The 14,276-nt window shown below is 62.9% G+C and carries 14 protein-coding genes; 11 read left to right on the top strand and 3 right to left on the bottom strand.

Going from position 1 to position 14,276, the window contains the following annotated elements:
* Positions 1-69 precede the first annotated feature (69 nt).
* The 4 genes from ACP690_RS13770 (at position 70) to ACP690_RS13755 (ending at position 2,249) form a co-directional block, all read left to right on the top strand.
* Positions 70-471, top strand: coding sequence for a hypothetical protein (locus ACP690_RS13770; RefSeq protein ID WP_426261809.1), 402 nt, complete (start codon positions 70-72; stop codon positions 469-471).
* Positions 472-491: 20 nt separating this feature from the next.
* On the top strand, positions 492-947 hold the full coding sequence (locus ACP690_RS13765) for a helix-turn-helix domain-containing protein (RefSeq protein ID WP_024310627.1): 456 nt from the start codon (positions 492-494) through the stop codon (positions 945-947).
* Between the two features lie 114 nt (positions 948-1,061).
* Complete coding sequence (locus ACP690_RS13760) at positions 1,062-1,265, top strand: hypothetical protein (protein WP_010409268.1); 204 nt, start codon at positions 1,062-1,064, stop codon at positions 1,263-1,265.
* 9 nt (positions 1,266-1,274) lie between these two features.
* Complete coding sequence (locus ACP690_RS13755; RefSeq protein ID WP_024310629.1) at positions 1,275-2,249, top strand: GGDEF domain-containing protein; 975 nt, start codon at positions 1,275-1,277, stop codon at positions 2,247-2,249.
* A gap of 25 nt (positions 2,250-2,274) precedes the next feature.
* Here the strand turns inward: ACP690_RS13755 and ACP690_RS13750 are convergent, their stop codons facing one another.
* Positions 2,275-2,823, bottom strand: coding sequence for a recombinase family protein (locus ACP690_RS13750; RefSeq protein WP_024310630.1), 549 nt, complete (start codon positions 2,821-2,823; stop codon positions 2,275-2,277).
* A 402-nt stretch (positions 2,824-3,225) separates the two neighbouring features.
* Between ACP690_RS13750 and ACP690_RS13745 the strand changes: the two genes are divergently transcribed.
* The 3 genes from ACP690_RS13745 to ACP690_RS13735 all read left to right on the top strand — a co-directional run bounded on the left by ACP690_RS13745 (position 3,226) and on the right by ACP690_RS13735 (position 6,217).
* On the top strand, positions 3,226-4,155 hold the full coding sequence (locus ACP690_RS13745; RefSeq protein WP_081643420.1) for a replication initiator protein A: 930 nt from the start codon (positions 3,226-3,228) through the stop codon (positions 4,153-4,155).
* Between the two features lie 420 nt (positions 4,156-4,575).
* A complete protein-coding gene (gene repC / locus ACP690_RS13740) occupies positions 4,576-5,817 on the top strand; it encodes a plasmid replication protein RepC (protein ID WP_024310631.1) in 1,242 nt (413 codons plus the stop codon).
* A 124-nt stretch (positions 5,818-5,941) separates the two neighbouring features.
* A complete protein-coding gene (locus ACP690_RS13735) occupies positions 5,942-6,217 on the top strand; it encodes a hypothetical protein (RefSeq protein ID WP_024310632.1) in 276 nt (91 codons plus the stop codon).
* On the opposite strand, the gene ACP690_RS13730 is transcribed toward ACP690_RS13735, so the two are convergent.
* Both ACP690_RS13730 and ACP690_RS13725 read right to left on the bottom strand, forming a co-directional pair.
* Complete coding sequence (locus ACP690_RS13730; RefSeq protein ID WP_426289852.1) at positions 6,184-7,182, bottom strand: lytic transglycosylase domain-containing protein; 999 nt, start codon at positions 7,180-7,182, stop codon at positions 6,184-6,186. The two genes, ACP690_RS13735 and ACP690_RS13730, sit on opposite strands and share 34 nt — an antisense overlap.
* An 83-nt stretch (positions 7,183-7,265) precedes the next feature.
* Positions 7,266-10,232 carry a Tn3 family transposase gene (locus ACP690_RS13725; RefSeq protein WP_018250482.1) on the bottom strand — a complete coding sequence of 989 codons (2,967 nt, stop codon included), beginning with the start codon at positions 10,230-10,232 and terminating at the stop codon, positions 7,266-7,268.
* Positions 10,233-10,396: 164 nt separating this feature from the next.
* On the opposite strand from ACP690_RS13725, the gene ACP690_RS13720 reads away from it, so the two are divergent.
* The 4 genes from ACP690_RS13720 (at position 10,397) to ACP690_RS13705 (ending at position 14,235) form a co-directional block, all read left to right on the top strand.
* Positions 10,397-10,978: a recombinase family protein gene (locus ACP690_RS13720; RefSeq protein ID WP_007406331.1), complete on the top strand. Its 582-nt coding sequence runs from the start codon at positions 10,397-10,399 to the stop codon at positions 10,976-10,978.
* Between the two features lie 20 nt (positions 10,979-10,998).
* Complete coding sequence (locus ACP690_RS13715; protein WP_126014483.1) at positions 10,999-11,823, top strand: hypothetical protein; 825 nt, start codon at positions 10,999-11,001, stop codon at positions 11,821-11,823.
* A 425-nt stretch (positions 11,824-12,248) separates the two neighbouring features.
* Positions 12,249-12,941 (top strand): ParA family protein, encoded by a 693-nt coding sequence (locus tag ACP690_RS13710; protein WP_081643421.1) that lies wholly within the window; start codon positions 12,249-12,251, stop codon positions 12,939-12,941.
* Positions 12,942-13,395: 454 nt separating this feature from the next.
* Positions 13,396-14,235 carry a DUF7146 domain-containing protein gene (locus tag ACP690_RS13705; RefSeq protein ID WP_024310635.1) on the top strand — a complete coding sequence of 280 codons (840 nt, stop codon included), beginning with the start codon at positions 13,396-13,398 and terminating at the stop codon, positions 14,233-14,235.
* The last annotated feature ends 41 nt before the right edge of the window (positions 14,236-14,276 follow it).

Below are 14,276 nucleotides of genomic sequence, written 5' to 3'. Positions count from 1 at the left end.
TTCGAGAAACTATCAATCCAGATGGTATGCGCTCGCCCGCACTCGGGTTATCCGTTCCCCATGTCGAATGTGATCTACGCCTTCCGGGTCAGCGATGAGCTGTTCCGTCTCACAACAGAAGCGATCAGAACCCGGTCGCTGGCAACGCGACGGTTTGAGACCGTTTCCTCTACCGCCCTGTATGGACTGGAGAAATTCTTGGATATGCCGGATTTCGAGCTGATGCTCGAACGCGCCGCGACGATCGAGGACAATGGTGAAAACCGGGTCGGTTTCCGCATTCAGATCGATCAGAAGGCGCTTTTCCAGGCCGCGCGGGACAGGGCCACTACCGACCCCACCACCCCTGCCACAGCGCGTTTCCTGCTCACCGTGTCGATGCTGTGCGTCTTCGATTGTGCGATTCGTCGAAGAGTTCCGACTAACGCTAAAAAAAATATTGACAGCCTCTCGGGCTATAACCGTATATAGCGCCCAGAAGGGGGGTCGTCATGACTGACCAGAGGAATGCAGCAAGCCGACAGACCGAGACAGACTTCTACTATCCGCTTATCATCGAGCAGTGGAATCGCCGTGGCGTAACCAATGTCGAAATGGCCCGGAGACTCGGGAAAAGCGTCAGTCTCATCGGAAAGGTCAAATCCGGTCGCGCCAGCTTTACGGCCGCGATGCAGATAAGGGTCATGGAGATCCTGGAGATCGACCGGCAACGTGCGTTTCTTGCCGCAGTCTGGATGAAGACGCCCCTCGCCTATTTCGATGACAACTTCGACAAGATCTACCTCGTCGCGTGCCGCTTCGTCGAAGCTTCCTGCCCCCAGTTACTGTCGCTCGCCGAGCAGGTGAAAGGCGATGGGCTTGCTCCCGAAGCGATCGAGCGGGTTTTGCAATCCATCCTGATGAACATGCTCAATTCGGTTCCCCCGCCCCGGACCGGAGCAAACTGAACCAATTCCGGTGGTGAACTCCGTTCCCATCAAACGAGCTTTGGAGAGTGACACCTGTTTCGCTTAGAGGGCGATATGGACTCTCAGCCGAAACCCGCGCGGTCGACCCTATCGATGCGCCGCAAAAAAGAACGCGAGGATGCTGCGGGTTACAAGCGGTCCACCTACGCGCTCTCCCCTGCATCGCTGCGAGTCGCGGACGAGATCCAGCGTCGCTATCAACTTGGCTCCCGCGAGGCCGCTATCAACGCACTTCTCGAACTCATCGACCGCGATCTGTTCCTGTGGCACGACATCCTTGTGTCGGAACGGCGATAGAGGCCTCTGATGGATCTGCGCACCAGTCCGCCAGCCGACGAATCGGGTCATGCCATTGTCGATTTTCTCGACGAGCATCGACTGCCGCACAGCCCCGAGAATTACGGCTTCGCTCACACCTATTTCGAAGGTGCTGACGAGGCCCATTTCATGGTCGTCGCCAATCTGATCGACGGCGGTTATCGCCTCCGACAGGAAGACGTGCGAGCAATTTCGGCACCAGCGGATCTCCATGGCACCGCGACGACGATCGGTGAGCTTTCCACGGAGGTCATGCACATCATCGGGGCAACCGCCCAGGAAGCCAATGCCTTCGTCAAATCGCTCACGCTCACCGCGGCCGAACTGGTCTCGACAGACGGCAACATTCACAGCGCGGTCGCTCGGATGACTGCCCAGGCCGAGCGCGCCGAAGAGCGGTTGAAGCAGCTGAGCCTTCAGACGGCGCTAGTCCGCGAGCGCCTACGCTCGCTGGGCGTCGATACCGACATCGATCCTGCTACCTCGCTCCTCAACCGCATCGCGATCGACTCGGTGCTCACCGCCGCACTCGGGCGGGAAGGCCCTACCCTTCTTGCGCTGGTTGCGCTCGATCAGGTCACCTCGATCGGGGCGGCTCATGGGATCGGCGTCGTCGAGCGGGTCCTGCGCGCGCTGGGCCAGACATTGCGGGATCATTGCATGCCGCACCGGGTCGGCCGCTGGGAGGCAAAGCGGATCGCCATCGTGTTCGACAACTGCGACCCCGAAGCCGCCCGCGATATGCTGAACGCAGCCCGCAAGGCATTCTCGAGGCGAAAGCTGCAGCGCGTCGAGAATGAGACGCCGATCGGCGAGGTGACATGCTCGGCGGGGCTCGTACTCGCCCCCAACGCTGTCTCCGAGGATCTGATTGCAGACGCAGCCGATGCGCTGGCACGGGCTTCGAATGGCTTGGGCAACCGGGTTATTCTTGAGCAGCCAGCTGCGCGCCCATTCCCGTGATACGCCGCACGCGTCGGCACCGCAGCTATCGCGCGGGAAAATGCCTGTAAAAGGTCGAGATCGAGACGCCGATCGCGCGCGCGATCTCGCGCGACGACATCTCCGTCTTGAGCAGCTTGGTGGCCGCGTTCCGGCGCTCTTCGGTCATCATCGTCTTTCGCCCGCCGAACCGGCCCTTGCGCCGTGCGACGGCCAGCGCAGCAGTGGTCCGCTCGCGGACCAGCTCGCGTTCCATCTGGGCCATCGCCGCCAGGATGTTGAAGACGAGCCGCCCCGCCGTTCCCGAAGTGTCGATTCCATCGGTGATCGAACGCAGCCCGATCCCCTTCTCGTCGAGGTCGGCCGACAAATCGACCAGCCCCTTCATGGTGCGGCCGAGGCGGTCCAGCTTCCACACGACCAGCACGTCACCCGATCGCGCATAGGCAATCGCTTCGGCGAGGCCAGGACGATTCACTTTCGCGCCGCTGGCCTTGTCGGAATAGAGCCGCTCGCAGCCGGCTTGCTTCAATGCCTCGATCTGGGGCGTCAGATCCTGGTCGGCCGTCGACACCCGCGCATAACCGATCAACATGCAATTTTCCCGAAACTCATCGACAACGGCCCTGCCACTGAGTTACTAACGGAAATGGGTTTTGAGAAGTGCGCTTTGTTGACAACTTCCAACGGGATCGGCCGATCGCGGTCACGAGCGGCGGTATTCCCATGAGGGCGTCGCAAATCAGATGGTTCACAAGAATCTCTCCAGCGGCATTTTCCGCTCACGGGATGTCATCGAAACCACAGATCGACGGTGCCGATACCGGGTTCACCCTCCTTGAATGGGGGGGGCAGAGGACAGCTATCTGTGGTTTCGATGACATCCGCCGACGGCCTGTGTCGGATGAGCGACCCATGTCCGCAACCTTCATCAAACCGTTTGTGGTTTCGATGACATCATCCGGCTTTCCGCGCTATCGACGGGAACGTGCGGCAAATGGCTAAGGCTGTCGTCAAACGGATATCGTCTAGTGGTAAACAGGCTTCAGAGGTCAGCCAAAAGGGCTTGGCAGAAGCACCCCACACGCCAGTCCAGGGTGATTTGTTTTCACTGGATAGTCCCCTTCGCGGCGGTGTTCGTGGCGAGCGCTCCCTCATGGCGTATCCATTTTTCGCATTGAGTAAGAACGCCTGGACGACCCAATTACGATACACTGCCAACAATGTGACGATCGAAGTAAATCCCGGGCATCGGGGCGTAGCAACAATCTATGACAAAGAGGTCCTACTCTACATCGCCAGCCTTATGGCTAGCCGTCTAGAGGAAGGAGGAGCCGTAGGTCAGGATTTCCAATTCACGGGCCATGACCTGTTCAGAGTCACTGGCACGCCCGTATCAGCCAAAGCATATAATCGATTGTTCGAGTCACTCGAGCGCTTGCAGAGTACTCAGATCAAGACCGACATCGAGACCGGTGGTGAGGGAGTCGCAGGCTTTTTCTCGTGGGTCGAAAATGTCCAACTGAAATACTCTAAATCAAAGGACGGGACTCGCCGCCTGAAGGCCGTCAGAGTTCGCCTTTGCGATTGGCTACATCGGGCCATCATGAAGGACCGGGACATATTGAAGTATGCACCGGCCTACTTCCAGCTAAGTCCCGTCAATCGTCGCCTCTATGAGGTAGCGTCTGCATTATGCATTGACGGCCCTGTATCACTAACGCTCGGCGATCTACGGCTACAGACTGGATATCAAAGCCCCTGCCGGAGCTTTAAGCGCCTTCTGAAAGACGCGGCCGAGCAGAATGCCATACCGGGATTTACATTGTACGTCGAGGAACAACCAGGCGCTCGGATGCCCGTTGCCGATGATCGGATCACCATAGTGCCGGTCCCGATCAGCCAACGCGAATCAGATGCCGCGTAGGCGAATCATCGACGGCCAGCGAAGATCCCCACACAGAGTTTAGAACCGGATCTGAGGAAGGTTGTCATTGAAACCTCAGGTTTTCAGACCTCGATGTCACCGAAACCACAGATATTTCGGCTTTGATGTCATCGAAACCACAAACCTTCGCAGTTTCCGGCGCTCTGAAAATATCGCAGGGTATGTTCACCGATTTCTAATGATCGGCGAGATCAGGATAGCGACCGTGACCACATAAACGAATGCCCGGCACGAAGGCCGGGCACCCTGGAACCGATAGGTGGCAGCGTCTGCAAACGCTGACCGGTCTCCCACAAGACCCTCCATCTAGCCGATCCCGATCCCCGGTTCAAGGGAGCGCGCTTCGCGCCACGCACGAGTTTTGCCTGCTGACGGTCCCTCCATCCGAGGGGACGAACGATGACCTACACCCAGACGGCTTTCACCGGCCGCACCGGCGCACGGCCGATTACGGCGCTCACGCGCGAGCTGACACGACGGATGAAAGTCGTGGATGACACTGACATCGAGGTGTCCAAGCGCGATGCCCGTAACGTCGTGAAGGCCTTGCGCGGCGCGATCGGCGTCAGTCCCGGCGCGATCGAGACGCTGATGGACCTCATCCAGCTGACGTGGGAAGCCGATTGGACCGAAGGTCGGTTGCTCATCGTGTGGCCGAGCAACCAGCACCTCGCCGACACCGCCCGCAAATCGGTAGCCTGCATCAAGGCGCGGCTGCGTGAATTGCGTGAAGCGGGCCTCCTTCTTGCGCGTGACAGCGCGCATGGCCGCAGGAGCGGCTACAGGGATCGCGACGGCGCAATCGTGGAAGCCTATGGCCTCGACCTGTCACCTGTCCGTCTGCGCTACGCCGAACTGAAGGAGGCTGGTGACCGGCTCAACGCGCTCCATGCGCTCTTCAAGACCGGCAAGAAGGAGATCGCGCGCGTCCGCCGCCTCGTCGGTCAGGCACTGGCGCAAGCGGCCGAGATGAAGCTCGCCGGGCCGCACTGGATGCGGTTGCAGGAAACGATCGACGCGATCGCCTTCACCGCGGGACAGGCGAAGGCGATGGGCGACAGCGATGGCTATCAGGGCGCGCTCGACCGTCTCGACACTCTTGAGGATCAGGTTGGCGAGACCGTCGATCGGTTCATGTTTCCACCAGAAAATAACCCCTCGGGGTCATCTGACGATCCCTTCATACATATACAAACCATTCCCCTTGAAGATTCCGTACATGCTGTTCGCGATTGTAGTTCCGACCCGGACCCGGAGCAGCCCAAACAGGCCGTGCTCCCGGCCTCGCCGTCGAACAGCCGGTTCAAGGTGAAGCCTTCGGATTTGAAGGAAATGTTCCCGACCGCGGCAATGTACCTCCCCTCCCCCTCGCCGGGGTGGGCCGACATTCACCACGCTGCCTCGCGGCTGCGGCACGATCTCGGTATCCGCACCGGGACCTGGGTCGAGGCGCTTGACGAGCTGGGCCGCGACGGCGCGGCGGTTGCGGTCATGATCACGGCCGAACGGTACAGCCGCGACGAGATCCGGCTGACGCCGGGGGCGTATTTCGCAGGGATGATCGCTCGCGCAAAACGCGGCGAGCTCGATCTGCCCAGGAGCCTGTGGGGGTTCAGGACCGAGCGGATGGCAGCGCATTGATGCAGGACCGGTCGCCACCCTGCCCGCCGGCGCTGACCTCGACCGATGTTGGAGCGCGATCCGGTAACTTACCCGCGCCTCGACGGTTAAGCGATCGTCAGCATCCTGCTGTTAGGTGGTCAGCATGCCCCAAGCGACATTACAGGCCTGGCTCTCGCTCTACGCCGCGGTCGGCGTCATGGTCGCGATGTGCGCGATCCTCACGGTGATCAAGACCGCCCACGACTATCGCTCGGGGACGAGCAAGCTGCCGACCGCGACTGTGCTGGACAAAATGCTCGTCGCGCCCCGGCTCTGGGTGCGTTGGCAGATCAACTATCTGCTCGGCGCGCCGGCGATCCTCGGGATCGCGATCTACTACGCCCATTATCTCGGGTTCGGCACGCTGGTCGACGTGTAGGCCAGCAACTGCACCCCCCTGCCCCGCGGCATCGTCGCCGCGATCGGCGTTGACGCGGTCTGGATCGAGGCTGTCCTGAACGCTCCGTTGCTCCACCCACGCGTGATCGCCGCGACATACTCGATCGTCTCGCGGAACGGCGGAATGCGTCCCATCGTGCGGACCCTTCCCGGTCCGGCGTTGTAGGCGGCCAGCGCCAGGTCGACGCGCTTGAACTCGTCGAGGTGCGCCCGGAGGTATCTGGCCCCTCCCCTCAGGTTCGACAACGGATCGCGGGAGTCGAACACGCCGAGCCCGCGCGCCGTGCCCGGCATCAGCTGGGTGAGACCGACAGCGCCCTTGGGAGATACAATCAGCGGATCGTAGCGGCTTTCCTGGGCGACCAGCGCATCGAATAGCCCCGTAGGGACGCCGGCCTCACAAGCGACGGCCGAGATCAGCGGAAAATACCGCGCGCGACGCGCTTCCTGCCATGGCGCCAGATCACCGCGCGGCCGGTACGGTGTCATCGTACAGGCCGACGGGCTGTACATATACGGCGCGACCACGCTTTGCGCGATCAGCGCCGCGCCTGTCATCACCCGCCCCGTCTGCATCCAGAGCGGCACCGGGATCGAAGATCGACCGACATCGATCGGCTGATCCTGCGCTCCAGACGCGCCGATCTGAAGGAAATCCGATTGCAACGCCTCGGGCGACAGACCTTGTGGAGCAAGCGCCGGTATCGCGGGCTTCGCAGCGGATCTCCCGACGTCGATCACGGCCCCGTCGGAAACCTCACGAAAGGCGACGAGTTCGGCCTTGCGCTGTGACGCATAGCCGGGACTGGTTGATATGCTCACCGCCAAAAGGGTGAGCATACGCATGATTGGTAATGCGCGCTTCATGCCGCGAAGCAGCCAGCTTACGCGTATGCCGTCAATATGGAAAAAAATTCCACTACTGACCGACTTGTGGCCACTCACGGCGTTTTCGCTGCCGACATGGGAGCACCTCAAGGTTTGTGACACGGACAGCGGTAAGCTGAACAGGTAGCGAACAGGGCGGCTCAGGCCACCTTGGCTCCGGGTCCGCCGGCGATGTTGAGTGCGCGGTAGCCGTCTTGATCGAGCTCGGCAGCGGCGTTTTGCCAGAGGTAATCGCCGGTCAGGCTGATGTGTCGCCAGCCTAGCGGGGCTACATGGGCGAGCAGCTCGTCGGGCGCGGGCTCGCCGCTGGCGCGCAGATGCTCGACGGCGCGGCCCATGTAAAGCGTGTTCCAGTACACGATCGCGGCGGTGACCAGCGTCAGCCCGGACGCTTTCAGCGCCTGGTTCTCGAACTGCGGATCGCGCAGGCGGCCCTGTTTGTGGACGAACACGGCTTGGGCGAGCGTGTGACGCGCCTCGCCCTTGTTGAGCCCAGCCTGACACTGCTGGCGGAGCGCCCTGGATTCTAGCCAGTCGAGCGTGAACAGGGTGCGCTCGATCCGGCCCAGCTCCTGGAGCGCGAAGTCGAGCCGGTTCTGGCGACGGTACGCGGCCAGCTTCTTCAGCATGACCGACGGTAGCACCACGCCGGCCTTCACGGACGCGGCGAGCCGGACGATCTCGTCCCAGCTTTCGCGGATGGCAGCGATGTTGAACGGGCGCCCGATCAGCTTCGCGAGCGCCTCGGGGCGGGCCGTGCCCGGGAACAGGCCGAGCCGGCGATCGGCTAGATCGCGCAGGCGGGGCACGAACCGGAAGCCGAGTAGGTGCGCGAGCGCGAACACGTGGTCGGACGCGCCGCCCGTATCGGCATAGTGGGTCGCGGGTTCGATGCCGCAGCCGTGCGCGACCAGCCCGTCCAGCACATAGGGCGCCTCCGCCGCGGTCGCCGAGATCAGCCGGACATGGTAGGGCGCGTAGGTATCGGCGACATGGGCGTAGATCTTCTGCCCCGGCTCCCGGTCGTAGCGCGCGTTGGTGCTGCCGGCCGCGCCCCGCCTGCCCGAGCGGAAGAACTGCCCGTCCGAGCTCGACGCGGTGCCGTCGCCCCACACGCGCGTGAGCGGCAGCGCGGCTTGCGCGTCCACCAGATGGCGCAGCCCTGCCGCGTAATTCTCTTCCGATACGTACCAGCCATGCGTCCAGGCGAGCTGGGCGTAGGTGACGCCCTGGCTGGCGTTGGCCATGCGCTCGATGCCGAGGTTCGTCGCGTCTGCCAGGATCGCGGCGAGCACGGCCTGCGGGTTGGAGTGGGCGCGGCCCGAGCGCAGTTCCGGAAATGCGCACAGGAACCCGGTGCGGGCTTCCACCTCGGCGAGCAGCTCGGTGATGCGCACGCGGGGCATGAGCCGGTCGACGGCCGCGTCCAGCCTGTCGGCCGCAGCGGGCGTTACGGCCGCGAGCGGGCTGACCCTGAGGTTACCGCCCCGCAGCTCCACGCCGTCGAGCGTGCCGCGCTTCAGCGAGCCTGCGAACCGGCGCAACCGCCAGTCGAGCAGCCTGGCGCGCCCCTCCAAGTAGCGGCCGACGTCGGTGTCGAACGGCAGCGTGAGCGCGATCTCGGCCGCTTTGCCGGGCGGGAGCATATAGCTGTCGAAGCGCAGGTGTTCGCGCGTACCCTCCACCCACAGGTCGCCCGATTGGAGCCGCTCGCGCACGGTCGCGACCGTGGCGGTTTCGTAGCGACGGCGGTCGATGACGCCGCCCTCGGTGATCGCCGCCTTCCATTTTCTGGAAAACGGCATGGGCGCATCGGCCGGTACGTCTCGCCGCCCGGTCGCGTTCAGCGCGCGCACGACCTTGATCGCGCCGAGCACGCCGTCGCGCGAGCCTGCCGCCTTGAACCGGAACGCGTCAAAAAACGCGGGCGCGTAGCGCCGCATCGTCATGTAGCGCCCCGCCGCGCGGATCAGCGGCTCGTCGCGAGTCAGGTCGGCGATCGCGGTCGCCTCGCTCTCGGCGTCCAGAAGCCTCGTCCAGCCCACCCCGTCGTCGAGCGCCGCCCAGACGTCCAACCCGTCCTCGCGCGCGACCCGGAGTGCGCCGACCGTGGCGCCCAGCAGCCGCATGAGCCGGTTCACGTCGCGTGTGGTCGCCTCGATGCCGCGCTTCTGCGCGGCCCTGGCCCTGGCGAACAGGAGGCCGGTCTGCTTGCCGAACATCTCGATCGCGGCGTCCGCGAGCCGCGCTTCCAGGTCGATGACGGCTGCGGCGAGTGTCGCGCGCCTTCTGCGGAGCGAGTAGTCGGACAGGAGGAACGCGGGCGCGACGTGGCCTTCGCGCACGAGCTGCTCGAAGCGGTGCTCGTGGATGCGGCCGGCCATGCCCGGGTCGAGCCCGAGCCGGCGCACGTGCGCGAGCCGGGCGAGAATGCCGGCGAGATTGCGCGCGGTCGGGCTGTCCGACGTGTCGCGCAGCCACGCGAGCGGCGTCGTGCTGCGATCCTGGTCCACGATCAGCAACGCATCCAGCCCCGTCACCTGCTCCGGAGCAAGCGCATCGACCAGCGTGTCGGCCGCGAGGCGGCGCGCCATGGCGCGCCCCGCCACCCCGATCCGCTCGATACGGGCGGGCGCGGGCAGAACGATCCGGGCAGCACGCAAATGGCCCAGCACTGCCGCGGCGATCGGCTTGCCCCGTTCGGTCGCTTCCGCCGCGCGGGTGGCTGCGCCGAGCGCGCCGGGGACGTCGGCCGCCTCGAACGCGCGCAGGCGCAAACGCTCCATCGCCTCCCAGGCGTGTTCGAGCCGGGTCTGGGCGCGATGCGCGTAGCCCTCGAACGCTGTGGGCGCGATGTCGAGTTGCGCGGCCAGGTGCCGGATCAGAAAATCGGGGACGACATCGTCGTGGCGTATGCCGAAGCCGGGATGACGCAGCAGGGCGAGGTGCAGCGCGAAGCCGAGCCGGTTGGCGTCGCCGCGCTTCGCTTCGATCAGTGGCCGGTCCTCATCGGCAACCGTGTAATGCTTGGCGAGCGAGGCATGGTCGAGGGGCACGCCGAACAACGCGCGGCGTTCGTCGCCCGTTAACAGATCGCGTCTGGCCATCGATCACCCCCTGTCCGGGAGCGTATAGTTTATGGCCGACACGTGCGAGGTGTCGCGTAACTCTCAAGTTTCGCGACAGCGGCCCTGACCGGTCACGCCACGAGGGCGGACGCTGTCGCAAATGTCTGTTGCTAATCAGCCGTGTTCCAATGCACATCTGCGACATGCTCCTCGGCTATGCGCGCGTATCTACCGACGATCAGGATCTCACGCTTCAAAAGACGGCACTGAAGGCGGCCGGATGCCGGCGGACATTCGAGGAGAAGGTGTCCGGCGCCAAGCGCGCCCGACCGGAACTCGACCGGATGCTGGAGCAGCTGCGCGACGACGACGTGGTTGTGGTCACCCGGCTCGATCGCCTAGCGCGTTCGACGCGCGACCTGCTCGACATCGCCGAGAAGCTGAACGAGGCGGGAGCGGGGCTGCGCTCGCTCGCCGAGCCCTGGGCCGACACGACCACGCCTGCGGGACGCATGGTGCTCACCGTGTTCGCCGGCATCGCGGAGTTCGAGCGCGAGCTGATCCACCAGCGTACCAGTTCCGGCCGCGCGGCAGCCATGGCGCGCGGCGTGAAGTTCGGGCGTAAGCCCAAGCTCACTCCGGACCAGATCGCGCTCGGACAGCGTCTCGTCGGCGAAGGCACATCGGTGCGCGAAGCGGCGAAGCTGCTGAAGTGTCATCATGCCACGCTCTATCGGGCGCTCAACCATCCGGCGCAGATGCCCGTACATCGCTCGACACGTTGATTGAGGAGTAGGATTTCGCCATGATCTTCGCGCTTCTACTAGCGGCAAGTTCGCCGAATTCCGCGCTGGAGGCGGAGCGGGCCTACTCGGAAGCTGTACTTGCCAGTGGCCGTCAGGCAGCGGCACGCAGTTTCGGTCCACAAAGCGACCCCTGGCCAATACAACATGCGCCCGAAACCGCGCGCTCTCCATCTGTGGCCAGCATGTTGCAAGCAGCCGAGAGTAGCCGAAGGTGGTGGCTCACAATGATGAGTGTCGAGAGCCATGCCGAGCGCAGACCCGAACTTGTCTTTCCGTCCTGTGATCCGAGCGGGTCGGCAGTTGTTATCGGCGGGCTGTACGATGGCGGAAATCGAGTTGGATCATATAAGACGCTTTGGCGGAACAGTGCTGAGGGGTGGCGCTGGGAAATCGACGACTATCGTCGGGATGGATCGAAGGCATTAGCGGCAGAAAGTTTACAAGCGATCGAACCTGAGTGCTCGGCAAAACTCACCAATGAACAGCTCCAAATCCAAGCCGTTAGCGATGCGAAAGAGATCGCGTCTGTTTTGCGACAGGAGCAGGCCGGCAAACAGGTCGACTGGTTGGCTGTTCCAAGACGAAGCGTGGCCGAAGACGTTATCTTTGTCGGCAACGATGGCCGACGCATCCGCAGGCTCCCCGCCAAGCTGCCCATTCGGCGCATAGCGGGTGCGTTATCGTCCGGAAGCAGTTACGATGAAACGCTACGGTGGAGTAGCCGCGTCCTGGACGGGTCTGCACAAGCCCATAGCTTTCAGATCACCCAGTGGCGCGGTCCCAAGAATGGATGGCAGATCGTCTACTACGAGCTCCGCGGGTGAAACATCACGAGAGGTGATCCGGTAACTTCCAACTCGTCCAACCTCACAAACCCACGAAACTTAATATACTTTGCGGCAACGCTCAGGCTTTTGTTGACCATTTGTTCCGACTGCCGCTGTCCATATGACAAACCTTGAGGTGCCCCCGACATCATACGCCTGCATAACGCACTACTTATTGTAGGCTAGCTCTGTAAACCCAGCGCCACACCATGCAGGACGCTGTAGCACCGTGTAGTGCAACGTCCACCCTGTATCACAGTGACTACCTTGTATGGTGCGTAGCACATCATATTGAACGCAACACCGCGTATGATGATGACTACGACGCGCTGCGTCGTAGCACGTTGTCGCACAAGGGCTATCGCGGGGTCTTGCGCTACCGTGTATCACCTTGTAACACGCCGTAATCGATAGGGGTCATTATGGCTGTAATCACATTTTTATCCTCGAAAGGGGGCGTTGGTAAAACCACCGCCGCACTCTTGCTTGCAACCGAACTGGCGCAAGACGGCTCGCCGATCGTCGTGATTGATGCTGACCCTAATTTCCCGCTTGCGGAATGGGCCAGCTTGCCTGGCAAACCCGGCAACATCGAGGTGATCCGCGAAGCTGACGAGGAAGGTATCGTTGACACGATCGACTCCGCGCAACGACGCGCACATCATGTCATTGTTGACCTTGAGGGCAGGGCGAACACCCGGGTCGTCAACGCTCTATTGATGACCAGCCTCGCCATTGTGCCAATGCAGGGCTCAGTACTTGACGCTAACCAAGCCGCTCGCACATTCAGGACGATAAAAACGGCAGGCAAGGCAGCGAGACGAGAGATAGCGTTCACGGCCGTCTACACCCGGACTCCGGCGAGTTACCGCATCCGCTCGCGCGTTGCGAGCAGTATTGCGAAAGACATCGAAAGAGCCGGTATCCCTGCGCTTCGGACTACCATAGCTGAGCGGACTGCTTTCAAAACATTGTTTGCCCAAGGAGGAACCTTGGCGAGCATGGATCATACACAGGCATCATCTCTCGACACTGCCAGGGCCAACGCCAAGGCCTTCGCCACAGAGGTTCTCGCAGCGTTAAAACCAGCTTCCAAGGGAGTCGCCGCAGTATGAGCCGGAAGCAGACGACTACTCCGACTTACGCCGGACTTCCAAAGTTCGGAGATGACGACGCACCCGAGCTAGTTGTCCGTCCAAGCAAAGAAGTACGCGATCAGGCCAAAGCTGCGGCGACTTCCATAGGATTCGGACCAGATCGTACGCCGGAAGCACCATCGGCTGCCGAACGGCCAACCGCGCGTAAGCGAGAGCGCCGGGTCGCCAAGTATCCGGCCCATTACAGTCTTCGCATGACCGACGAAGATCGCGATCGCTTTGATGCATACGCGGAAAATCACCGCATCCCGAAGGGAGAGGCAATGCGAAGGCTCTTAGACCTTGCTGACGCAGAGGAGCGTCGCAAACAGTAAGGCAGGAGTAATATATAAGCGCTGCGACCGCACGGTCCTAAGGCCCCAATGAAATCCAATGAAGGGAAGAGGGAGCCTAGCAGGGAAGGAGACGGGAAATGTCCCTGATTGCTCTCAGACCCACCCAGCAAATCGTCAATATCGTCGGCACCCTCGGCGGGACCTGGCATGGCTACAACGCCATGTGCCGATGCCCGGCCCACGCCGACAGCGATCCCAGCCTGTCGATCCGGCAGGGCCATGACGGCATCCTCGTTCACTGCTTCGCCGGCTGCGCTGCGGAGGATGTGCTACGGGAGATCGCGCGCATCCGACCCGGACGTACCTACGACCCTCCCGCCGAACAGCGCGCCGGTAGACCGGCCAACGTCGAACGGCTGTGGAACGACGGGTTGCCGATCGCCGGGACACCCGCGGAAGCCTATCTGCGCTTTCGCGGTCTCATCGGGCCATTCCACGACCTGCGCTACCACCCGCGCTGTCCATGGGGACCCAAACCGCATACGCGGTTCCTCCCGGCGCTGCTGATCGCGGCGCGGGAGGGGCGAACGCTGCGCTCGATTCAGCGCATCTTCCTCGACCTCGCGCATGGCGGCTATCTCGACAAGGCGACGCTCGGCACGCCGGGAGGTGCGACCTGGCAGGGCATGCGCGTCACCGACACATTGGCGCTTGGTGAGGGGTTCGAGACCTCGGCCGCCTTCACCCAGATCCACGGCATCCCGTGCTGGGCGACGCTCGGCGCGGCGCGGCTCGACCGTGTCCACATCCCCGATAGCGTCACCACGCTGATCTTCGCCGAGGACAATGACTTCGAGGGCCGACGCGCACGACGCAAGGCGTGGGCCGCCTATCGGCCGCGCGGGCTGACGCTGAAGCGGATGCCGCCACCCTCACGTTATGGCGACTGGGCCGACGTCGTGAAACCCGGAGCCTGAGAGGGAAGGGGGGTCGGGGTCGTGAGCTGCACGAGCAGCCA

Origin of the sequence: Sphingomonas sp. DC4900 (genome assembly GCF_049896485.1) — a bacterium.
Lineage (GTDB): Bacteria > Pseudomonadota > Alphaproteobacteria > Sphingomonadales > Sphingomonadaceae > Sphingomonas > Sphingomonas aquatilis.
This window is presented reverse-complemented; position numbering and strand designations above follow the sequence as displayed.